The organism is Citrobacter sp. Cpo065, assembly GCF_030332805.1.
GTDB classification, from domain to species: Bacteria; Pseudomonadota; Gammaproteobacteria; order Enterobacterales; family Enterobacteriaceae; genus Citrobacter; species Citrobacter portucalensis.
Genome location: NZ_JAOWHC010000033.1, coordinates 1 through 22,077, shown reverse-complemented (window position 1 = coordinate 22,077; position 22,077 = coordinate 1). Strand labels below are relative to the sequence as shown.

General features: G+C 53.2%; 26 protein-coding genes. 25 read left to right on the top strand and 1 reads right to left on the bottom strand.

The window, feature by feature from the left end; genetic code table 11:
• The first annotated feature begins 279 nt into the window (after positions 1-279).
• From OGY68_RS15370 to OGY68_RS15250, 25 genes are all read left to right on the top strand, one after another.
• A complete protein-coding gene (locus OGY68_RS15370; RefSeq protein WP_286617200.1) occupies positions 280-825 on the top strand; it encodes a terminase small subunit in 546 nt (181 codons plus the stop codon).
• Positions 800-2,722 (top strand): phage terminase large subunit family protein, encoded by a 1,923-nt coding sequence (locus tag OGY68_RS15365; RefSeq protein WP_279867596.1) that lies wholly within the window; start codon positions 800-802, stop codon positions 2,720-2,722. The genes OGY68_RS15370 and OGY68_RS15365 overlap by 26 nt, the downstream gene beginning before the upstream one ends.
• Positions 2,722-2,928 carry a phage head-tail joining protein gene (locus tag OGY68_RS15360; protein WP_286617195.1) on the top strand — a complete coding sequence of 69 codons (207 nt, stop codon included), beginning with the start codon at positions 2,722-2,724 and terminating at the stop codon, positions 2,926-2,928. The genes OGY68_RS15365 and OGY68_RS15360 overlap by 1 nt, the downstream gene beginning before the upstream one ends.
• Positions 2,925-4,517, top strand: coding sequence for a phage portal protein (locus OGY68_RS15355; RefSeq protein WP_003826190.1), 1,593 nt, complete (start codon positions 2,925-2,927; stop codon positions 4,515-4,517). The genes OGY68_RS15360 and OGY68_RS15355 overlap by 4 nt, the downstream gene beginning before the upstream one ends.
• On the top strand, positions 4,498-5,835 hold the full coding sequence (locus OGY68_RS15350; RefSeq protein WP_286617193.1) for a S49 family peptidase: 1,338 nt from the start codon (positions 4,498-4,500) through the stop codon (positions 5,833-5,835). Before OGY68_RS15355 ends, OGY68_RS15350 begins: the two co-directional genes overlap by 20 nt.
• A 9-nt stretch (positions 5,836-5,844) precedes the next feature.
• Entirely contained in the window at positions 5,845-6,177 is a 333-nt protein-coding gene (locus OGY68_RS15345) for a head decoration protein (protein WP_003826193.1), read from the top strand.
• Positions 6,178-6,244: 67 nt separating this feature from the next.
• On the top strand, positions 6,245-7,270 hold the full coding sequence (locus OGY68_RS15340) for a major capsid protein (protein ID WP_286617191.1): 1,026 nt from the start codon (positions 6,245-6,247) through the stop codon (positions 7,268-7,270).
• Positions 7,271-7,315: 45 nt separating this feature from the next.
• The gene (gpFI, locus tag OGY68_RS15335; protein ID WP_286617189.1) at positions 7,316-7,720 is read left to right on the top strand and encodes a DNA-packaging protein FI; all 405 of its coding nucleotides are present in this window, start codon (positions 7,316-7,318) and stop codon (positions 7,718-7,720) included.
• Positions 7,721-7,731: 11 nt separating this feature from the next.
• On the top strand, positions 7,732-8,085 hold the full coding sequence (locus OGY68_RS15330; protein WP_048231663.1) for a head-tail joining protein: 354 nt from the start codon (positions 7,732-7,734) through the stop codon (positions 8,083-8,085).
• Between the two features lie 9 nt (positions 8,086-8,094).
• Entirely contained in the window at positions 8,095-8,649 is a 555-nt protein-coding gene (locus tag OGY68_RS15325; protein ID WP_286617187.1) for a phage tail protein, read from the top strand.
• Positions 8,646-9,044 carry a phage minor tail U family protein gene (locus OGY68_RS15320; protein WP_286617185.1) on the top strand — a complete coding sequence of 133 codons (399 nt, stop codon included), beginning with the start codon at positions 8,646-8,648 and terminating at the stop codon, positions 9,042-9,044. The genes OGY68_RS15325 and OGY68_RS15320 overlap by 4 nt, the downstream gene beginning before the upstream one ends.
• Positions 9,045-9,051: 7 nt before the next feature.
• Positions 9,052-9,789, top strand: a complete 738-nt coding sequence (locus tag OGY68_RS15315; RefSeq protein WP_286617183.1) for a phage tail tube protein — start codon at positions 9,052-9,054, stop codon at positions 9,787-9,789.
• A 37-nt stretch (positions 9,790-9,826) separates the two neighbouring features.
• Positions 9,827-10,234: a phage tail assembly chaperone G gene (gpG, locus tag OGY68_RS15310; protein WP_003826205.1), complete on the top strand. Its 408-nt coding sequence runs from the start codon at positions 9,827-9,829 to the stop codon at positions 10,232-10,234.
• Positions 10,235-10,284: 50 nt separating this feature from the next.
• Complete coding sequence (locus OGY68_RS15305) at positions 10,285-10,563, top strand: phage tail assembly protein T (protein ID WP_008322441.1); 279 nt, start codon at positions 10,285-10,287, stop codon at positions 10,561-10,563.
• Positions 10,541-13,057: a phage tail tape measure protein gene (locus tag OGY68_RS15300; RefSeq protein ID WP_286617180.1), complete on the top strand. Its 2,517-nt coding sequence runs from the start codon at positions 10,541-10,543 to the stop codon at positions 13,055-13,057. Before OGY68_RS15305 ends, OGY68_RS15300 begins: the two co-directional genes overlap by 23 nt.
• A gap of 3 nt (positions 13,058-13,060) precedes the next feature.
• Positions 13,061-13,408 (top strand): phage tail protein, encoded by a 348-nt coding sequence (locus tag OGY68_RS15295; protein ID WP_008322439.1) that lies wholly within the window; start codon positions 13,061-13,063, stop codon positions 13,406-13,408.
• Entirely contained in the window at positions 13,405-14,160 is a 756-nt protein-coding gene (locus OGY68_RS15290; protein WP_008322438.1) for a phage minor tail protein L, read from the top strand. The genes OGY68_RS15295 and OGY68_RS15290 overlap by 4 nt, the downstream gene beginning before the upstream one ends.
• A 1-nt stretch (position 14,161) precedes the next feature.
• Entirely contained in the window at positions 14,162-14,872 is a 711-nt protein-coding gene (locus OGY68_RS15285) for a C40 family peptidase (protein ID WP_286617178.1), read from the top strand.
• Positions 14,873-14,902: 30 nt separating this feature from the next.
• On the top strand, positions 14,903-15,238 hold the full coding sequence (locus OGY68_RS15280) for a hypothetical protein (RefSeq protein ID WP_088902112.1): 336 nt from the start codon (positions 14,903-14,905) through the stop codon (positions 15,236-15,238).
• A gap of 51 nt (positions 15,239-15,289) precedes the next feature.
• Positions 15,290-15,892, top strand: coding sequence for a tail assembly protein (locus tag OGY68_RS15275; RefSeq protein WP_286617176.1), 603 nt, complete (start codon positions 15,290-15,292; stop codon positions 15,890-15,892).
• 54 nt (positions 15,893-15,946) lie between these two features.
• Positions 15,947-19,132 (top strand): TipJ family phage tail tip protein, encoded by a 3,186-nt coding sequence (locus OGY68_RS15270; protein ID WP_286617174.1) that lies wholly within the window; start codon positions 15,947-15,949, stop codon positions 19,130-19,132.
• Positions 19,132-19,446, top strand: coding sequence for a hypothetical protein (locus OGY68_RS15265; protein WP_286617172.1), 315 nt, complete (start codon positions 19,132-19,134; stop codon positions 19,444-19,446). The genes OGY68_RS15270 and OGY68_RS15265 overlap by 1 nt, the downstream gene beginning before the upstream one ends.
• On the top strand, positions 19,447-20,121 hold the full coding sequence (locus OGY68_RS15260; protein WP_286617170.1) for a hypothetical protein: 675 nt from the start codon (positions 19,447-19,449) through the stop codon (positions 20,119-20,121). It abuts the gene before it with no gap.
• A gap of 108 nt (positions 20,122-20,229) precedes the next feature.
• Positions 20,230-20,469 carry a phage exclusion lipoprotein Cor gene (gene cor / locus OGY68_RS15255; RefSeq protein ID WP_125363618.1) on the top strand — a complete coding sequence of 80 codons (240 nt, stop codon included), beginning with the start codon at positions 20,230-20,232 and terminating at the stop codon, positions 20,467-20,469.
• Positions 20,470-20,527: 58 nt separating this feature from the next.
• Positions 20,528-21,853 (top strand): phage tail fiber protein, encoded by a 1,326-nt coding sequence (locus tag OGY68_RS15250; RefSeq protein ID WP_286617168.1) that lies wholly within the window; start codon positions 20,528-20,530, stop codon positions 21,851-21,853.
• Positions 21,854-21,988: 135 nt separating this feature from the next.
• Here the strand turns inward: OGY68_RS15250 and OGY68_RS15245 are convergent.
• Positions 21,989-22,077: DinI-like family protein (locus OGY68_RS15245; protein WP_286579387.1), on the bottom strand; the 89-nt coding region annotated here is incomplete at its 5' end.

The window sequence follows — 22,077 nt, the reverse complement described above, 5'->3', positions numbered from 1 at the left end:
TAGGCGCAATATGGGTTCAACAAAGAGCGCGTTGATGCTGTCCCGCAGGGCAGGGGCCGCGGGTCCTTTCCGGCAATCTGACATGTTACGGGGCGGCGACCTCGCAGATTCTCGCTATTTATGAAAATTTTCAGGCATTTGCCGTTTCCGTTCTTCTTCTCGCTAATTCATTGTTTTAACTGTAAACACCCCCTGAAAAGAAAGGAAATGATAAGCCTTAAAAACGGCTAAATAGCCAGAGGGCGTTTCCTTTCTCTGTTTTTGTGTATGGAGTGAGCTATGGAGGTCAACAAAAAGCGTCTTTCTGAAATATTTGGGGTCAGCGTGCGAACCATTCAGAACTGGCAGGATCAGGGAATGCCTGTAGCACGTGGCGGTGGAAAAGGTAATGAGGTCCTCTATGAATCTTCCGCGGCTATCGAATGGTATTCCGCACGCGATGCGGCGATTGAGAATGAGAAATTACGGAAGGAGGTGGAAGACCTTCGTCTTGCATCGGAATCCGACCTTCAGCCAGGTACGATTGACTATGAGCGTTACCGCCTCACCCGAGCGCAGGCAGATGCCCAGGAACTAAAAAATGCAAAAGATTCCGCTGAGGTGGTGGAAACCGCATTCTGCACGTTCGTGCTGTCGCGGATGGCCGGAGAAGTAGCCAGCATTCTTGATGGAGTTCCTCTGTCGGTTCAGCGGCGCTTCCCGGAGCTGGAAAACCGACATATTGATTTCCTCAAGAAGGACATCATTAAAGCCATGAACAAAGCAGCTGCGCTGGATGAAATAATACCGGGGTTGCTGAGTGAATATATCGAACAGTCAGGTTAAGGGGCTGCAGCACTCTGCGCGCGCGGGTCTACTTTCGCTGTACCGACCTGAGCCGCAAACGGCGGTTGAATGGGCAGACGATAATTACTATCTCCCCAAAGAGTCGGCCTACCAGGAAGGACGCTGGGAAACGTTGCCGTTTCAACGCGCGATAATGAATGCGATGGGTAACGATTACATACGTGAGGTCAACGTTGTTAAGTCTGCCCGTGTTGGCTATTCAAAAATGTTGCTGGGTGTTTATGCGTATTTTATTCAGCACAAGCAGCGAAATTCCCTTATCTGGCTGCCTACTGATGGTGACGCCGAAAACTTTATGAAGTCGCATGTTGAGCCGACGATTCGCGATATTCCGTCACTTCTGGCGCTGGCCCCCTGGTATGGAAAAAAGCACCGGGACAATACGCTCAGTATGAAACGCTTCTCCAACGGTCGCGGGTTCTGGTGTCTGGGTGGTAAAGCGGCGAAAAACTATCGTGAGAAATCGGTCGATGTCGCCGGTTACGATGAACTGGCGGCATTCGATGAAGATATTGAGAAAGAGGGTTCCCCGACGTTCCTGGGTGATAAACGTATTGAGGGCTCTGTCTGGCCTAAATCTATTCGTGGTTCAACGCCAAAAACAAAGGGGACCTGCCAGATTGAGCGTGCTGCCAGCGAATCCGGGCATTTCATGCGTTTTCATGTTCCCTGTCCGCACTGTGGTGAAGAGCAGTACCTGAAGTTCGGCGACAAAGAAACCCCGTTCGGGTTCAAATGGACACCTGGCGATCCCTCCAGCGTCTTTTACCTGTGTGAACATAATGCCTGCGTCATTAAGCAGCAGGAGCTGGATTTCAGTGAAGCTCGTTACATCTGTGACACCACCGGGATCTGGACGCGTGATGGTTTATCCTGGTTTTCATCAACAGGCACCGAAATCGACCCGCCAGACAGCGTGACGTTTCACATCTGGACGGCATACAGCCCGTTTACCACCTGGGTACAGATCGTTAAAGACTGGCTAAAAACGAAAGGGGATACCGGAAAGCGTAAAACCTTCGTGAACACCACTCTGGGCGAAACATGGGAGCCTAAAATTGGTGAACGGCCTGACGCGGAGCTCATGGCCGAACGCAAAGAGTTTTTTGGGGCATCCGTACCGGATCGTGTTGCTTATCTGACAGCCGGGATTGACTCACAGCTGGATCGATATGAAATGCGCGTCTGGGGATGGGGACCCGGAGAGGAAAGCTGGCTGATTGACCGGCAAATCATTATGGGCCGTCATGATGATGAAGCGACCCTCGTCAGGGTGGACGAGGCGATTAACAAAACCTACCCCCGAAAGAATGGCGTGGAAATGTCGGTATCCCGTATCTGCTGGGATATCGGCGGTATTGACCCCACCATTGTCTACAATCGCTCAAAAAAGCATGGCCTGTTTCGCGTGATCCCGATTAAAGGGGCTTCCGTTTACGGCAAGCCCGTGGCGAATATGCCGCGTAAACGCAACAAGAACGGCGTTTATCTTACGGAAGTGGGTACTGATACCGCAAAGGAGCAGATTTATAACCGCTTCACACTTCAGCCGGAAGGGAGTGATCCTCTTGCCGGTGCCGTGCATTTCCCCAATAACCCCGAAATTTACGATCTGGCTGAGGCACAGCAGCTTACTGCTGAGGAGCAGGTTGAAAAATGGGTGGACGGGCGTAAGAAAATCGTCTGGGACAGCAAAAAGCGACGAAATGAGGCGCTGGACTGCTTCGTGTATGCGCTGGCGGCCCTGCGGATCAGTATTTCGCGATGGCAACTGAATCTTGATTCACTGCTCGCGAGCCTGCTGGAGGAAGAGGGGGGGCGGACCAATAACAAAACCCTGGCTGATTATGCCCGGGCATTATCTGGAGATGAATAATGGTGACACAGACTGATCTGGATGCCGCCCGTGCTGCGTTGCATGACCTCATGATGGGAAAGCGGGTGGCAACGGTGCAAAAAGACGGCCGGCGGGTTGAGTTCACTGCGACTTCAGTCAGTGACCTGAAGAAATACATTGCCGAACTTGAGTCACAGGTTGGCACCACTCCACGACGCCGGGGACCGGCAGGATTTTACGCATGAAAACACCTGCTTTGTTAGGACCGGACGGTAAAACCGCCCTGCGGGATTATGCCGGATATCATGGCGGTGCTGGTGGCTTTGGCGGTCAGCTCCGCGCCTGGAATCCACCGAGTGAAAGCGCAGATGCTGCGTTATTGCCTAATTTTTCCCGTGGTAACGCGCGCGCTGACGATCTGGTCCGCAATAACGGTTATGCGGCAAACGCGGTACAGCTCCATCAGGACCACATTGTCGGATCGTTTTTCCGGCTCAGTTATCGCCCCAGTTGGCGTTTTCTGGGTATTGGAGAGGAAGAGGCCCGGGCGTTCTCCCGTGAAGTTGAGGCGGCCTGGAAAGAATTTGCGGAGGATGATTGCTGCTGCATTGATGCGGAACGTAAGCGTACATTCACCATGATGATCCGCGAGGGTGTTTCCATGCATGCGTTTAACGGTGAGTTATGTGCACAGGCCACCTGGGACAGTGATTCCACGCGTCTTTTCCGCACACAGTTCAAAATGGTTAGCCCAAAACGCATCAGCAACCCCAATAACGCCGGAGACACGCGAAACTGCCGGGCAGGTGTCAGAACAAATGACAGTGGCGCCGCGCTGGGATATTACGTCAGCGAGGATGGCTATCCGGGGTGGATGGCGCAGAAGTGGACCTACATCCCGCGTGAACTGCCCGGCGGGCGGCCTTCCTTTATCCACGTGTTTGAACCTCTGGAAGATGGGCAGACACGCGGTGCCAACGTGTTTTACAGCGTCATGGAGCAAATGAAAATGCTCGATACGCTGCAGAATACGCAGCTCCAGAGCGCGATTGTCAAGGCGATGTATGCCGCCACGATTGAAAGTGAGCTGGATACGCAAACCGCGATGGACTTTATTCTCGGCTCAGACAGTAAAGAGCAGCAAAGCAAGATGACCGGCTGGCTGGGGGAGATGGCCTCGTACTATACCGCGGCGCCGGTTCGTCTCGGGGGCGCGAAGGTGCCGCATCTGATGCCGGGCGACTCCCTGAATCTTCAGTCAGCGCAGGACACTGACAACGGCTATTCGACGTTTGAACAATCTCTGCTGCGCTACATTGCTGCAGGGCTGGGGGTGTCGTATGAGCAACTCTCTCGCAACTATTCGCAGATGAGTTATTCCACCGCCCGCGCCAGTGCTAACGAGTCCTGGGCGTACTTTATGGGGCGTCGCAAATTTGTTGCCTCCCGCCAGGCCTGTCAGATGTTTTTATGCTGGCTGGAAGAGGCCATTGTCCGCCGCGTGGTGACATTACCGTCTAAAGCCCGGTTCAGTTTTCAGGAGGCGAGAAGCGCCTGGGGAAATGCTGACTGGATCGGCTCCGGGCGAATGGCCATTGACGGACTGAAGGAGGTGCAGGAGGCCGTCATGCTCATTGAGGCGGGGCTGAGCACCTATGAGAAGGAATGCGCCAAACGCGGGGAAGACTATCAGGAAATCTTTGCCCAGCAGGTTCGTGAAACGATGGAGCGCCGCGCTGCGGGACTTAAACCGCCAGCGTGGGCGGCTTCGGCCTTTGAGTCTGGACTGAAAAAATCGAATGAGGAGGGGACCGATGACGCCAGAGCTGCGTAATCTCCCGCACATTGCCAGTATGGCTTTCAATGAGCCGCTTTTACTTGAACCCGCCTATGCGCGGGTTTTCTTTTGCGCGCTCGCTGGTCAGTTAGGTATCACCCGTCTGACCGACACCGTGTCGGGCGTTACGCTTGGCGCAGAGCAGATGGCTGAACCGCTGACACTCTTTGGTGATGATGAGGAAATTGGGCCAAAGCCGGCGCGTAGCTACCAGATCACTGATGGTATCGCGGTGCTGCCTGTTTCCGGGACGCTGGTCAGTAAAACCCGCTCACTCCAGCCGTATTCGGGGATGACGGGGTACAACGGCATCATCGCCCGCCTCCAGCAGGCAATCAGCGATCCGGGTGTAGACGGTATTCTTCTTGATATGGATACGCCAGGTGGAATGGTGGCGGGTGCCTTTGACTGTGCGGACATCATCGCCCGCATGCGGGATATCAAACCCATCTGGGCGTTAGCCAACGATATGAACTGCAGCGCTGGCCAGCTGATTGCCAGTGCGGCATCACGTCGGCTTGTGACGCAGACGGCCAGAACGGGATCCATCGGGGTCATGATGGCCCACAGCAATTACGGCGCCGCCCTTAAAACCAGCGGCGTTGAGGTCACGTTGATTTACAGCGGCGATCACAAGGTGGACGGGAACCCCTACGAGAAATTACCCAAAGAGGTACGCGCAGATTTTCAGGCGCGTATCGACGCTACCCGGCAGATGTTCGCTGAAAAGGTGGCGGGTTATACCGGCATGTCGGTTCAGGCCGTTCTTGATACTGAAGCAGCTGTGTTTTCAGGCCAGGAATCAGTAGACAACGGCCTGGCGGAGCAGCTGGTCAACAACATGGATGCGCTGAACGTTATGCGCGATGCAATTAACAAACGAACGATGATTTCCCGAGGAGGAAGCATGAAAGGTACTACTGCATCCGCAGATACCACTCAACCAGCAGCATCTGCTGACCAGACAGTGACCACCGTTGACGTGCCTGCTGCGGTCGTTACTGACCCTGCAGCGGGTGCAACTGTTGATATCAGCAGCCAGCTGGCAGCGGCGGTCGCAGCCGAAAACGGTCGCATTATGGGGATCCTGAACTGTGAAGAGGCGAAAGGGCGTGAATCACAGGCGCGCGCGCTGGCGGAAACGCCAGGGATGACGGTGGAAAGTGCCCAGCGCATCCTTGCCGCGGCTCCTCAGAGTGCCCAGGCGCGTACGGATACCGCGCTGGATCGTCTGATGGAAACCGCACCCGGCACCGTAACGGCAGGTAGCGCTTCTGCCGAAGCGGGTGACGATTTGTTAAATACGCCTGTTTAAGAGGTCAACATGTCTAACACTGAACAATTTACGCACAATCAGCCCCTCGGGAACAGTGATCCGGCGCATACCGGTTTTGCACCTGGTGAACTGACGAAAGCAGTACCGGCGATGACGCCCCTGATGCTGGATGCCACTTCTGGCAAGCTGACCGTCTGGGATGGCCAGCATGCTGGGGCTGCCTGTGGCGTTCTGGCGGTGTCTGCCGACCAGAGCAGCACTGAGCTGGCATTCTATAAGTCCGGCTCTTTCCGTATTGAAGATGTGCTCTGGCCGGATGCGGTGACGGATGAACACATCAAACGCAACGCATTCGCAGGTACAGCCATTAGTATCGTCTGACATCCGACTTAATACTAACCATCATCCACAGAAGCCGCCATCGCGGCTTTTTTTACGGGAAACATCTATGTCAATTTACACAACGGCCCAACTGCTGGCGGTCAATGAGAAGAAATTCAAGTTCGACCCGCTTTTCCTGCGTATCTTCTTCCGTGAAAGCTACCCCTTCAGCACCGAGAAGGTGTATCTGTCGCAAATTCCGGGCATGGTCAACATGGCGCTGTACGTCTCGCCTGTTATTTCCGGCAAGGTTATCCGCTCCCGCGGCGGCGCAACATCAGAGTTTACGCCGGGTTACGTCAAGCCGAAGCACGAGGTAAACCCACAGATGACGCTGCGTCGTCTGCCGGATGAAGATCCGCAAAATCTGGCTGACCCGGCCTACCGCCGCCGTCGCATTATCCTGCAGAACATGAAGGATGAAGAGCTGGCGATTGCCCAGGTGGAAGAGAAACAGGCTGTGGCTGCTGTCCTCAACGGTAAATACACCATGACCGGCGAAGCGTTTGAACCGGTTGAGGTGGATATGGGACGCAGTGCCGGAAATAACATCATTCAGGCAGGTGCTGCGGCCTGGAGCTATCGCGACAAAGAAACCTATGACCCTACTGACGATATTGAAACCTATGCGCTGAACGCCAGCGGCGTGGTCAATATTATCGTCTTTGATCCGAAGGGCTGGGCGTTGTTCCGTTCATTCAAAGCGGTAAAAGAGAAGCTCGACACCCGTCGCGGTTCTAACTCTGAACTGGAAACGGCCCTGAAGGATCTGGGTGAAGCGGTCTCCTATAAGGGAATGTATGGTGATGTGGCCATTGTCGTCTATTCCGGGCAATACATTGAAGACGACACCAAAAAGAACTACCTGCCGGATTTGAGCATGGTGCTGGGTAATACCCAGGCCCGCGGCTTGCGCACCTACGGCTGCATTCAGGATGTGGATGCCCAGCGTGAAGGCATTAACGCTTCCACGCGTTATCCGAAAAACTGGGTACAGACAGGCGATCCGGCGCGTGAGTTCACCATGATCCAGTCTGCACCACTGATGCTGCTGGCTGACCCGGATGCGTTCGTGTCTGTCAAACTCGCCTGATGTCCATTCTGTGGCCCTGCGGGGCCCTGTTCCGGAGTTGTTCTTATGACAGAAAAAGAAAAGTTGATTGCGCGGCTTAATGAGCTTGGCGCGCAGCTTGGTCGGGAAGTGAATACCAGTGGCACCATTCAGGAGCTCTCTATGCGCATTGCAGAGCTGGAGGAAGAACTGAATGACGGCACGGAGACCGATAGTGTTGAAAATGGTGGCGTAAGTGATGGTAGTGCATCTACCGGCACCGTAGGACCCGTGCCGCCAGTGGATACTGTGTTAAGCGGCAGAACAGATGACGCGCTGATGGCCGTCGTAACGCTGGCCACGCTGCACATTGAGGCGCTGCACGCGACCAGCGATGAACGGGTATCTATTGTGGAGGCGGGGACCGTGATCCGCGTGACAGAAGCGGATGCGGACAGCCTGGTTGCACTCGGACTGGTCCGCGAGCACTAGCAGGGGGCTGTGTGGCTGATTTCGATAACCTTTTTGATGCTGCAATAACACAGGCCGATGACACTATTCGGCAGGTTATGGGGACTTCTGCAACGGTAACGTCCGGCGCGATTTCTGGCGTCACGTTGAGTGGTGTTTTCGATGATCCGGAAAATATCGGTTACGCCACACCCGGCATCCGTGTCGAGGGGACCAGCCCGTCGTTGTTTGTGAAATCAGCAACGATTGGGCAGCTGGCGCGGCTGGACACGCTGGATATTAACGGAAAACCTTTCTGGGTTGATCGTATTGGTCCTGATGACTGTGGCTCCTGCCATATCTGGCTTGGTACGGGTTCTCCTCCCGCAGCGACCCGGCGCCGTTAAGGGAAAACTATGTCTTTAAAAGGGCTTGAACAGGCTATAGAAAACCTGAACAGCATCAGCAATACGGCGGTTCCGCGGGCCTCGGCGCAGGCTGTTAACCGTGTCGCCACCCGGGCAGTCAGCCGAAGCGTTGCCGTTGTCTCGAAAGATACGCGGGTGCCGCGCAAGCTGGTAAAACAACGCGCGAGGATAAAACGCGCCACGGCGAAAAAGCCGATGGCAATGATCCGCGTGAACCGGGGCAACCTGCCCGCGATAAAGCTCGGTACTGCCAGCGTACGGTTATCCCGCAGAAAACGGGACAAAAATGGGGCCAATAGTGTGTTGCGTATTGGCCCTTTTCGTTTCCCCGGGGCCTTTATTCAACAACTGGAAAATGGTCGCTGGCATGTGATGCGACGGACATCCAGACCCCGCTATCCGATCGAAGTGGTCAGCATTCCACTGGCAGCGCCACTGACGACCGCATTTAAAGATGAGCTGCCGAAGCTCATGGAATCGGATATGCCTAAAGAACTTCGGGCATCCCTTAAAAACCAACTCAGGCTGATTCTGAAACGATGAAACACACTGATATTAGAAAGGCGATTATTGATGCGCTGGAGAGCCATATTGGTAAAGACGCACTCTATTTTGACGGACGTCCAGCGGTACTGGAGGAGGGGGATTTTCCGGCGGTCGCTGTCTTCCTGACGGATGCCGGGTATACCGGCGAAGAACTGGATGCTGATATCTGGCAGGCCACGCTGCATATCGAGATCTTTTTACCGGCGCAGGTACCCGATTCCGAGCTCGATGACTGGATGGAGTCACGTATTTATCCGGTGCTTGGCAATGTGCCAGGACTTTCCCTCCTGATCAATAACATGGTGCAGCAGGGATATGACTACCAGCGCGATGACGATCTTGGGCTCTGGAGTTCGACTGATCTGAAATATTCCATTACTTACGAAATGTGAGGACGTAATGACTACACCAAACCCACTGGCGCCGGTAAAGGGTGCCACCACCACGCTCTGGATTTATTCCGGATCGGGTAACCCCTTCGCCAACCCATTATCGGATGTTGACTGGACGCGCCTGGCAAAGATTAAAGACCTGCAGCCCGGTGAACTGACTGCCGAATCAAACGACGACACCTATCTGGATGATGCGGATGCTGACTGGACGTCCACTTCACAGGGCCAGAAATCGGCGGGGGAGGCCAGTTTTACGCTGGCCTGGAAACCTGCCGAGAGCGGGCAGCAAGATCTGGTTCGCTGGTTTGATGACGGTACCGTGCTGGCGTACAAAATCAAATACCCGAATGGCGCCATCGATGTGTTCCGTGGCTGGGTGAGCAGCCTGGGTAAAACGGTGACGGCAAAAGACACCATTACCCGTTCTGTCAAAATCAGCAACAACGGCAAGCCAGGTCTTGCTGAAGACAGCGCTGCTACAGTGATTGACGTAACCGGCGTCAGCCTGGATAAATCGACCACCACCGTTGCGGTTGCTGCCACCACCACGCTGAACGTCACCGTGGCGCCAGCCAGCGCAAGCGATCCATCTTTCCGGGCCTCCACCACGGATGCAGGTAAAGCCACGGTGACTGTTGCTGGTACAGTGCTGACGGTAACCGGCATTGCCACCGGAACCGCCGACATTATCGTGATGACCAACGATGGGCTTTTTGTCGCGACCTGTAAAGTCACCATTTCCTGACCTCCGGGGCTTGTGGCCCCGCTTTCTGGAGTAACCCATGTTTTTAAAAAGTGAGCCGTTCGAACGCAACGGTAAGACCGTCACGCTCTACGAACTGTCGGCGCTGCAGCGTATTGAGCATCTTGAACACCTGAAGACGCTGGAAAGTATCACCGATGCCGACATGCAGGCGGCGATGGATATGACGATTAAATCCGGCGCACTGCTGGTGGCCATGTCTTTATGGCATGGACATCCCCTGAAAGGGACGCACAAAACGCCGAAAGAAGACGTTGAGCAGATCCAGAATGAAGTGCTGATGACCTGGCCGCTGGAGATTGTTTCCGCAGCAGAGTACAGCGTGAAGCTGTTATCCGGCATGGTGCCGCTGCAGGAAGCGAATGATCCAGAGGATATCGCTGTGACTGAGCCGGTCAGTCTGGAAAAGTCCTCGCCAGCGAGCTGACATTCGTCCTGAAACTGGCGCGTGAATTTCGCCGCCCGGACTGGCGCGCCATGCTTGCTGGTATGTCGTCAACGGAATACGCCGACTGGCGAACGTTCTACCAGGACAATTTTTTTAATGATGTGCAACTGGATGCACATTTTTCCTCGCTGATGCATATCGTCATTACCGCGCTTGATCCCAAAACCACATCAACCCCTGCCAGCTTCAGCCTGCTTTCACCTTCTGCGGAGGATATTGCCGACGATGAACCCGGTGACGCTGTGCTGATGGCAAAGGCCGAGGGCATTTCAGGAGGTGTTCGCTATGGCCCAGACGGCAGTGGGTGACCTGGTCGTTAACCTTGACGTTAATTCGTCAAAGTTCAACGAGCAGATGGAGTACGTAAAAAGGCAGTTTAAGCAGACGGGTGACGCAGCGAATGACTCGGCGCTGAAGGTGCAGCAGTCATTTACCCGCCAGGAGAGCGCCGCGAAGAAGGCCGGTATTTCTGTCGGCCAGTACAACGCGGCGATGCGTATGCTGCCGGCGCAGTTTACGGATATCGCCACTCAGCTGGCCGGTGGGCAGAGTCCATGGCTCATCCTGCTGCAGCAGGGCGGTCAGGTGAAAGACTCCTTCGGCGGTATTATTCCGACCTTTCGGGCGCTGCTGGGCACCATATCGCCGGTGATGGTAGGTGTTGGCGCGCTGGCTGTCGCCACTGGTGCGGTGGTTTACGCCTGGTATCAGGGCTCGTCCACGCTGTCTGATTTCAACAAAACGCTGGTCCTGTCCGGTAACACTGCCGGGCTGACCTCAAACCGCATGCTGGTGCTGGCGAAATCCGGCGAGCAGGCGGGACTCACGTTTAACCAGACCAGCAGCGCGCTAACGGAGCTGGTCAAAGCCGGAGTGCGTGCCGGTGCCCGGTTCGATGAGATGAGTCAGGCGGTAGCGAAATTTACCGATGCGTCGGGTGTGCCGGTCGATAAGGTGGCGGCGGCATTCGGCAAACTGACGAACGATCCGACCTCTGGTCTGATTGCCATGGCGCAACAGTTTCACAACGTCACAGCGGAACAGATTGCTTATGTGGCGCAGCTGCAGCGTGCCGGGGATGAAGCCGGGGCGCTGCAGGCAGCTAATGATGCGGCGACGAACGGTTTTCGTGAGCAGACAAAGAGTCTGCGCGACAATATGGGGTCGATTGAGTCTGCTGCCGACAGCCTGAAGCGCGCCTTTAAATCGATGTGGGATGCGGCGCTCGATATCGGGCGGCCTGACACCACGCAGGAGATGGTTGCCAAAGCGGAAGCGGCCTTTAAGCGGGCGGATGAAATCTGGAATCTGCGTAAAGGTGATGGTTATGTCAATGATGATGCGCGTGCCAGCTACTGGAACGATCGGGAGTCTGCCCGCCTTGCACTGGAAATGGCGCAGCAGCAGGCCAGCGTGGCAAAGGCCACTGAGGATAACGCCGCCCGCGAGGCGGTGATTGAATCTGAGCGCCAGAAGTATGCCGCGCAGGCGCAGTCGAATTATGCAAAGACGCAGACTGCGCTGGAGAAGTACACGGCCCGTCAGAATGAACTGAACAAGGCGCTTAAAGACGGACGGATCCTCCAGGCTGACTACAACATCAATCTGGAAGCTGCGAAAAAAGAATACGACGACTCGCTGAAGAAACCCAAAGCCCCTTCAGCGGTAAAAACACCTGCAGGTGTAAAAAGTGTCGATACTGCCAGCGCGCAGACGCTGGAGCTGGAGGCGCAGTTACGCACTCTGCAGGAGCATAAGAGCATCACGGATACCATCAGCCAGCAGCGGCAGGAATTGTGGAAACAACAATCCCGCTTTTCGGTGCTGGAAGAGGCCGCCAAAAAGCGCGCGCTGACCGCCGATGAAAAATCGGTGCTGGCGAACAAAGACGAGGTACTGGCGCGGGCCGAAGTGAATGCCCGGCTGGGCGATCAGATTGTTGCCCAGGAACGGTTAAACCGCCTGCAGGACAGCTCGCAGAAGTACGTTACCCAGATTGGGGAGAAGACCCGAGCGCTGGTGGCCGGTGGCAGCATGAGTAGCCGCGGCGCGCAGCGGCAAAACGAAGAGGCACAGCTGCGGCAGGACTGGATGAATGCCGGTGGTACGGACACCGATCAGGGTTATCAGAACGAACTGGATGCACTGAAGAAATATTATGCCGCACAGGACGAGCTCCGCGGCAACTGGCAGGCCGGGGCGAAATCAGCGTGGGCTAACTATGCCGATTCAGCAGCTGATGCCTATGGTTCGATGAAGTCCGCTGCTTCAGCCACATTCGATGGTATCAGCCAGAATATGGCCGATATGCTGACGACAGGGAAAGCAAACTGGGCAGATTTCACCCGTTCCACGTTGTCGATGCTGACGCAGATCCTGATGAAGCAGGCCATGGCTGGCCTGGTCAGTTCTGCCACGTCAGCGCTGGGTTTTGCTGGCGGTGGTTATACCGGATCCGGCGGCAAGTATGAGCCAGCAGGTGTGGTGCACCGTGGCGAGTTTGTCTTTACGCAGGAGGCCACCAACCGAATAGGTGTCGGCAACCTTTATCGCATGATGCGCGGTTATGCGACTGGTGGTCTGGTCGGCGTGAGTGGCGGTGGCGTTGCTTCTCCTTTTGGCGTCAGCGTGTATGCGCCGGTTTCGGTGACAACAGGCCAGGGGGATTCCGGTCAACAGAAAGGAAGCGGCGATGCGCTGGGGAAAGCCTATCAGCAGGTGATCAACAGCTCAATCAGGGAAGGTATCACCAGAGAAGTCCGGCCCGGTGGCATCATCTGGAATGCAACAAAACAGAGGTAAGTAATGGCGATCGAGCATTTTGCATGGCGGATTAAAGCATCCAGCCAGCCGACCCTGAAAAGTAAGGATACCGTCCGTACGGCGCAGTTTGGTGATGGCTATAAGCAGGTGTCAGGTGCCGGGATGAATGATGAAACGCTCAGTTATGAGTTTTCATTTACCGGCGAACCGCAAACCGTCCGGGATATTTATGCTTTCCTGCGGCGCCATAAGACGAAATCCTTTTCGTTTACCCCGCCAGGCGGTGATCTTGCGCTGTGGCGTGTTGAGGCAGACAGCCTGCAGCGCGTCACCAAAAGTAAAACGGTGGAAACCGTATCAGCCACCTTTGAACAGGCGTTTGCACCATGAGCTTAAACAGTGATTATCAGAAACTTGAGCCGGGCAATGTTGTCCGGCTTTTTGATGTCGATGGCACCGCATTTGGTGTTTCCGACGTTCTCCGCTTCCACGCCCACAACATTGCCCACACTCCCGATGAAATTGCCGCTGCTGGTGGAGATGAAAATAAGCTACCGGCGAAATCAATCTGGTGGCAGGGGCAGGAATATAAAGCCTGGCCCTGCCAGATCGAGGGTATTGAGACGGCGACCGACGGGACCAGCGCGCAGCCGACGCTGTCGGTAGCTAACCTGGATAGTTCCATTACGGCGCTGTGTCTTACTTATGATGACCTGCTGCAGGCAAAGGTCACGATTCATGACACGCTGGCGCAGTATCTGGATGCGAAAAACTATCCGGAGGGAAACCCGTCAGCGGATCCGCAGCAGGAAAAGCTGAAGGTGTTTTACATTGACGCCAAGAGCACTGAAACCAACGAGGTGGTGGCGTTTACGTTGTCCAGTCCAATGGACCTGCAGGGGTTGATGATCCCGACGCGCCAGCTACATTCGCTTTGTACCTGGTGTATCCGTAACAAATATCGCTCAGGTGATGGATGTGACTATGCCGGAACGCGTTATTTCGACAAGCACAACAACCCGGTTAACGATCCGTCACTCGATGAATGTCCCGGTACGCTCACTGCGTGCAAGTTGAGGCATGGCGAGGGGAACGAGTTGCCGTTCGGTGGCTTCCCTGGCACATCCCTGATCAGGAGCTGATATGCGTCAGAAAATTATCGACGCCATTATGGCGCATGCTGCTGCTGAATATCCGCGTGAATGCTGCGGCGTAGTGGTGCAAAAAAGCAGGGTGCAGCGGTACATTCCCTGCCGTAATCTGGCAACCGATCCGACAGAGCATTTCCAGCTGTCGCCGGAAGATTACGCCGCTGCCGAAGACTGGGGAACAGTGATTGCCATTGTCCACAGTCACCCGGATGCCACGACGCAGGCGAGCGAACTGGATAAGGCACAGTGTGACGCTACGTTACTTCCCTGGCATATCGTCAGCTGGCCGGAGGGGGATGTACGTACTATCCAGCCGCGGGGCGAGCTGCCGCTACTGGAGCGCCCATTTGTGCTCGGTCACTTCGATTGCTGGGGGCTGGTGATGAGCTATTTCCGGCAAACGCATGGCATTGAGCTGACGGATTACCGCGTGGATTATCCCTGGTGGGAAGACAGTTATCCCGAAAACTTCTACCACGATTGCTGGTATGAATGCGGATTCCGTGAATTCAGCGGCGCACCGCAGCCAGGTGATATGGTTATCATGCAGGTCCAGGCTAATAAGTGGAACCATGCCGGGATCCTGCTCGAAGGTAATATGTTACTCCACCATCTTTATGGCCATTTGAGTCAGCGTGTGCCTTACGGTGGCTACTGGCAGGAACGGACGATGAAGGTTCTACGGCATAAGTCTCTGTGCTAATCTTTTGCATTATCAAAAGGGGATAGGGATATGAAAAAAAACATATTATTGATTTCACTACTGGGTTTATTTGGTTGTAGTGCATCTTCCTTACAGGAAGGACAGCCTATTTATTCTGGTCATACCTCAAAGAGTGCTGCACAACTCAACAAATGCATGTCACCTAAGTGGCAGGAACTGCATCCACAGGCTACAAGTATAGAAACTGAAACTGGATATAGAATATCAGCCGCTGATGATTTATTTGGTGTTCTTTCGATGGCTATTATTCAAGATGACTCTGAGGGAGGGGCCGATGTGAAAGTCTATGCTGCAAATAAAGGTATCGGTGACCCGTGGGGTAAAATAGCGCGATCATGCATTTAATTTATTTCTGTTTTTCAAAGCCACGTTAGTGGCTTTTTTATTGGAGTAAATATGCAAGAAATAATGACTCGGATTGAACTAGGTGGCGCGTTAGGTAAAACATTTGGTAGAACCCATGACAGACTAATACGAACAACAGCAGAGGCTATCAATGCATTATCAAAAACAATTTGTGGATTTGAACAATATTTAAATACGAGTAAAAATCGTGGTCTAACGTATGCTGTATTTAAAGGGAAAAGAAATATTGGAAAAGATGATTTAGGTTTTCCAGTTACAGGAGAGGTGATAAGAATTATCCCTGTTGTAATTGGCAGTAAAAAGGCAGGCCTACTTCAAACAGTTTTAGGGGCTGTACTTGTTGTTGTTGGTGCTTTGGGGGCTACTATCGGCCAAGCATGGGGCGGTGCAGCTTGGGGCCCTGCCGCTATGAAAATAGGCGCTGCAATGATGCTTGGTGGTGTTGTTCAAATGCTTTCGCCACAGCCAGCAGGACTTGCCAGCAAACAGGATGCCGAAAATCGGGCATCGTATGCATTCGGTGGTGTAACTAACACTGCTGCTCAGGGTAATCCAGTTCCACTTCTATACGGGTGCAGGCGTATTGGTGGGGCGATCATCTCTGCTGGTATATACGTCGAAGACCAGCAATAACAAAATAATCTTCCTTTCAGGCTACCTTATGGTGGCTTTTTTTATGGGCGCAATATGGCTACAGCAACCCCGATAAAAGGCCGCAAGGGCGGCAGTTCCAGTTCACGAACCCCTACCGAACAGCCTGATGATCTGCAATCTGTAGCGAAGGCCAAAATCCTCGTTGCGCTTGGGGAAGGGGAATTTGCAGGGCAATTAACCGGAAAAAATATCTACCTGGACGGCACGGCGCTGGAAAACGCCGATGGCTCCCAAAACTTTAGCGGCGTGACGTGGGAGTTTCGCGCGGGAACTCAGGCACAAAATTACATTCAGGGCATTCCCGGTACCGAAAACGAAATCAACGTTGGAACTGAAGTATCAAGCGCAACAACCTGGACGCGTACATTTACCAACACCCAACTATCAGCCGTTCGCCTGCGGCTGAAATGGCCTTCACTGTTTAAGCAGGAGGACAACGGCGATCTGGTTGGGTATTCCATCAATTATGCAATAGACCTGCAAACTGATGGTGGGACCTGGCAAACCGTGCTTAATACCAGCGCAACCGGCAAAACGACGTCTGGTTATGAGCGCAGCCACCGTATTGATTTACCGCAGGCTGGCAGCACCTGGACAATCCGACTGCGTAAGATTACCGCTGACGCAAACAGCGCCAAGATCGGCGACACGATGACGCTGCACAGCTTCACGGAAGTGATTGATGCCAAGCTGCGCTATCCGAACACCGCGCTGCTGTACATAGAATTCGACTCAAGTCAGTTCAATGGTTCGATTCCACAGATATCCTGTGAACCACGTGGCCGAGTGATCCGCGTGCCTGATAACTATGACCCCGATACGCGGACTTATAGTGGTACATGGCAGGGCGCGTTTAAGTGGGCCTGGACCGATAACCCGGCGTGGATATTTTACGATCTGGTTATTACCGATCGCTTTGGTCTGGGTAATCGCCTGAGTGCAGCCAACATCGATAAATGGACGTTGTACCAGGTATCGCAGTATTGCGATCAGCCGGTACCGGATGGAAAGGGTGGAAGCGGGACAGAGCCACGCTATACCTGTAACGTCTATGTTCAGGACAGGAATGACGCTTACACTGTGCTGCGTGACTTTGCGGCTATATTCCGGGGTATGACGTACTGGGGCGGTGATCAGATTGTTGCGCTTGCCGATATGCCGAGAGATGTGGATTACGCTTACACCCGCGCTAACGTTATCGACGGACGCTTTACCTATTCCAGCAGCACGACAAAAACGCGGTATACCACCGCGCTGGTTTCCTGGTCTGATCCGGGTAACGCCTATGCGGATGCGATGGAGCCGGTATTTGAGCAGCCTCTGGTGGCCCGGTACGGATTTAATCAGCTGGAAATGACAGCCATCGGCTGTACCCGGCAATCAGAAGCGAACCGAAAGGGGCGCTGGGGTATTCTCACCAACAATAAGGATCGCGTTGTTTCGTTTGATGTTGGCCTGGACGGAAACATTCCGCAGCCGGGATACATCATCGCCGTATCAGACGAGCTTCTGTCCGGCAAAGTTATGGGGGGGCGCATCAGCGCCGTTAATGGGCGCGTTATCAAACTTGACCGTGTTGCTGATGCAGCTGCAGGCGATCGACTGATTCTCAACCTTCCTTCAGGAGCGTCACAGAGCAGGACCATTCAGGCCGTGAATGGGGAATCAGTCACAGTCACCACGGCATACAGTGAGACGCCACAGGCCGAAGCTGTATGGGTGGTTGAGTCGGACGAGCTTTACGCACAGCAGTATCGTGTTGTCAGTGTCTCCGATAATAATGATGGTACTTTCTCTATTACCGGGGCATGGCACGATCCGGATAAATATGCCCGTATTGATACCGGAGCCATCATTGACCAGCGGCCAGTGAGTGTGATCCCGCCGGGTAACCAGTCGCCGCCAGCCAACATCGTGATCAGTTCGTTTTCAGTGGTTCAACAGAATATCAGCATCGAAACCATGCGGGTGAGCTGGGACCAGGCGCAGAATGCCATCGCCTACGAGGCACAGTGGCGCCGCAATGATGGTAACTGGGTAAACGTGCCGCGCAGCTCCACCTCGTCATTCGATGTTCCGGGTATTTATGCCGGGCGCTACCTCGTGCGTGTGCGCGCCATTAATGCCGCTGAAATATCCTCTGGCTGGGGCTACTCCGAAGAGAAAACGCTGACGGGCAAAGTGGGAAATCCACCGAAACCTGTCGGCTTTGCGACAACGCCGATCAACTGGGGGATTCGCCTGAACTGGGGATTCCCGGCTAACACCGGGGATACGCTGAAAACGGAAATTCAGTACACCGCGAACAGTGATTTCTCTAATCCTCTTTTGCTGTCGGATGTGCCTTATCCGTCAGCCGAATACACCCAACTGGGACTGAAGGCGGGACAGGAGTTCTGGTACCGCGCGCAGCTGGTTGACAGAACGGGTAATGAATCAGGCTGGACCGACTGGGTTCGTGGTGTATCCAACGCGAATGCTGACGACTACCTGGGCGATATTGCTGATGACTTCCTGACGTCTGCAGACGGTGACCGCCTGACAGGCGACATTGATACTAATCTGGAAGCTGCGTTGCAGAATGCGCTGGCCAATCATGGAACGGTAGAGCATCAGTGGGCGCGGTACGGCGAAGTGCGCGCGGATATTCTGGTGGTCAAAACGACCATTGCTGATGTTGATAAAGCGATGGCTGAAATGTCCACCCAGGTACAGGCGCAGATTAAAGATGTAACCGCCTCGCTTGAGGATAAGCTCACTGCCACCGTTGACGCTACAAGTGCTACGGCCATTCATACCCTGAAAGTCGGAGTACGCATCAACGATATTTTTTATGGCGCCGGTATGTCGATTGCGGTGCTGGCCGAAGCGGGTAAGCCGGTAGTCACTCGTGTCGGATTTAACGCCAATCAGTTCGTCCTGATGAGTGGCAGCGATGATACGCAATATTCACCGTTTGCGGCGGTCAATGGTCAGGTCTTTATCAGCGATGCGTTTATTCAGTATAGTCAAATCACACTGGCAAAAATTGGCGAGCTGCGATCCGCTAATTATGTACAGGGACAAACCGGCACCATCATGAAATCAGACGGAACGTTTGAAATGAATGGGGCTGTTGCCGGCGAGGGTGCAACGAAAATGACCAATCTGAATTACAGCGTTAAAGATGGCAATGGCGTTCTTCGCGTGCAGATTGGCAAATTAACAGGGGTATTCTGATGACATGGGGAATTCAGACATGGGACGCTAACGGTGTCCCGAATAACTATGGCATTAAACCTGTAACTGTGGTGGGTATCATCGATCTTGCTTTAGGTCAGAAAACGGGAAGCTACCAGTTCAACCTCGAGCCCGGTTTAAAGGTCGGTTTTGCGGTTGGTACTCTGGAGGATAAAGGGACAATAAGTTACATAGATAAAAGAAATATTATTGCATCTGGAAACACCATAACAATACAGCCTTCAGGTAGTGATGGGATTAATGATTACCCGGCAGTCAAAGTGCAGTTAATCGTTTTTGCGGAGACTGCGTAGATGGCTAAATATGGCGCATTGATTTCATTACCTAACGGGAACCCTTTTATCACGCCTGATTCCACACCAATGACGCTTTACCGGAAAGTCACTGTAAACTCGACTTTTGGGGGGAATTTTAACAGTGCTTCGGCGTCTGTTACTATCGACGGTCAGAAGGGAGGGATTGCATTTGCAAGAACCAGCGCCCCGGCGAAGATATCTGCTTCAAAAAGTGGCAATACGTTCAGTGTTGATGCGTCTAATTACAGGGGATCGGCTTTTGTCCTTGAGGCCTATTTTTTTGCCATATATCCGCTTACCCTTCCGGCCTGGGGTGTGGCTATATGGGATGCCGAAGGAACACTGGTTCTTACAAACGAATCAAGGGTATTGACAGATCTGACAACTATCGGGACGCCCGGGGCGGCTACGGGTGGAATTAATATCGATGTCACAATGCCGGGGAAATGGGCTGTAAATCCGATGGGGCTGGGATCTGTCATCCTCCACGCTGGTTCTGCACCAGGTGGGCAGCCAATATTTCAGTCTGTTGATGTGGGGACGGGTTGCCATGACGACACTGGTGGTACAAGAATCAGGGGGCAAAGTTCAACCACTGCAAGTGGTTCCTCTGTCGGAACAACGAATAGCGGAATTGTGATAACGGCGATAAACACAGCTGCATATGATTAAACTGATCGATTTGAACGATCAATTTTAGAATATTGATCTATTAAAACTATTTTTATTATTCAATGCCATTGGTTATTTTTTGTTTAAATAATTAACTCTGGTGTCGAAATGAAAAATATAATTATTCCATTTATTGTCTGCCTGGTGCTTTCAGCCTGTTCAGGACCTGTTCTGGAGAAACAGAAACCGGTTTGTCAGGCTGAGTTAGTGCTTGGTGGACAGCCCCAGTCAGTGCAAATTTACGGTGTGCGAAAAGTGGTTAATCAGACTGAGTACAGGGCCGGTTATCCCTTTAACTGGCGATGGGTGAATAAAAATAATTTCACCAGTTCGAATTGCCCTCAATGAAATACCAAAAATAACCCGCTCCGGCGGGTTTTTTATTATCTGAATTCAGGAGATATCTATGTCAGCAGGTGTTATTGGTTTAACGAATAATAAAACAGGGGTTGTGGGCTCAGGGACCTCTTTTACATCAGACCTGAAATCAGGAGATTTTATTGTAGCGGTTGTCGGCGGTGTAACTTACACCCTGCCAGTGGCAAATGTAGAAAACAACACAACAGCCTGGCTGGTATCTCCGTATACCGGACCAACAACCTCAAATCTTTCATGGTATGCCGTACCCCGCCTGGCCATGAATCTGGTTACTGCTGCGTTGGTTGCTCAGAGCGCGGAAGCGCTGCGCGGACTGAATTACGACAAACAAAACTGGCAAAGCATCTTCAGCGGAACCGGAACTGTTACGGTCAAATTACCGGATGACAGCTCATATTCAGGCCCTGCATGGGGTGGAATTACTGAAACACTGAACCTGAAGGCTGACAAAACAAGCCTGGATGAGAAAGCTGACAAAACCAGTCTTGGCACTGCCGCAGGTAAAAACACAGGGACAGCAACATCGGATGTGATGCAGCCGGGGATGTTTGGCATCGGCAGACCGGGTGGCGTGTTTCGTTTTAATGCTACAAGCATTGATGCAATCCTCAGTGGGATGGCGGGTTATGGCCTGTCCGTACTTCGAAATGACAATCAAATACCCGACCCCTGGTATATACACAATTACTCTCCTGCGTTATTTATGCGTGCCGGAGACACCTACACACTATGGTGTGCTCCGTTTGAAAACTCGGGACCCATTCGAGTGTTTGGTGGTGCAGACGGGCGAGGCTGGCTGACTGGCCGACGAATTCTGGATAATGTAACAACCACTACCGACTCGAACGGTTTTATCAAAAAAGCGTCGCCTGTAATCCAGCTCTATGGCGACGGCAGATTTGAGGTGAATGCGGAATCTGAGGGATGCACTGTGGCCAGACAGGGTCAGGGTGTCTATCTCATTGACGGGTGCACGGGACTAAACGCTGATGCTTCGTGGGGCGGGACGGATGGCGGTTTTGAAATTCCCGTCGACAGAAACAAGCAACCCCGTATCTGGCTGGACTATAAAGTCAATGCTGATGGTTCGGTGCTGGTCAGGACATATCACCGGGTTCATCCCTCTGCACCGGAGTTTGCTCAGAACAGAATAGGAAATACCGATACCAATGGTGTGTTTACTGAGACCGTTGTGGATGGTGAACCAGTCGACATTCCTGCAGATTCTTTTGTGTCAGTACGTGTGGAAATGCCGGAAGACAGCATCTGGAACCAGAAGAAGAAAGAAACTCGGGAGGCGATTGAAAAAGCTGAACGCGAGCGCGAGCAAAATCAGCAGGATACTCATCCATAAAAATGGGTAGTTGCCGCAACCACGCCGTATGCAGGAGCATGATTGCGGCCAACTGGCGAACGTTCGATAGTGCGAGTATTGAATGATTGCCAGTCACGGCGGATTGTACTTAAGCAATATGACGGTTCAAGGCGTTTAATCTGAAACCAGCCACATATCAGACTCTTCAAACATTTCCTGAACAGTACGGCTTATCTGTTCCTTCTCATGCTTGCTGGCGTCAG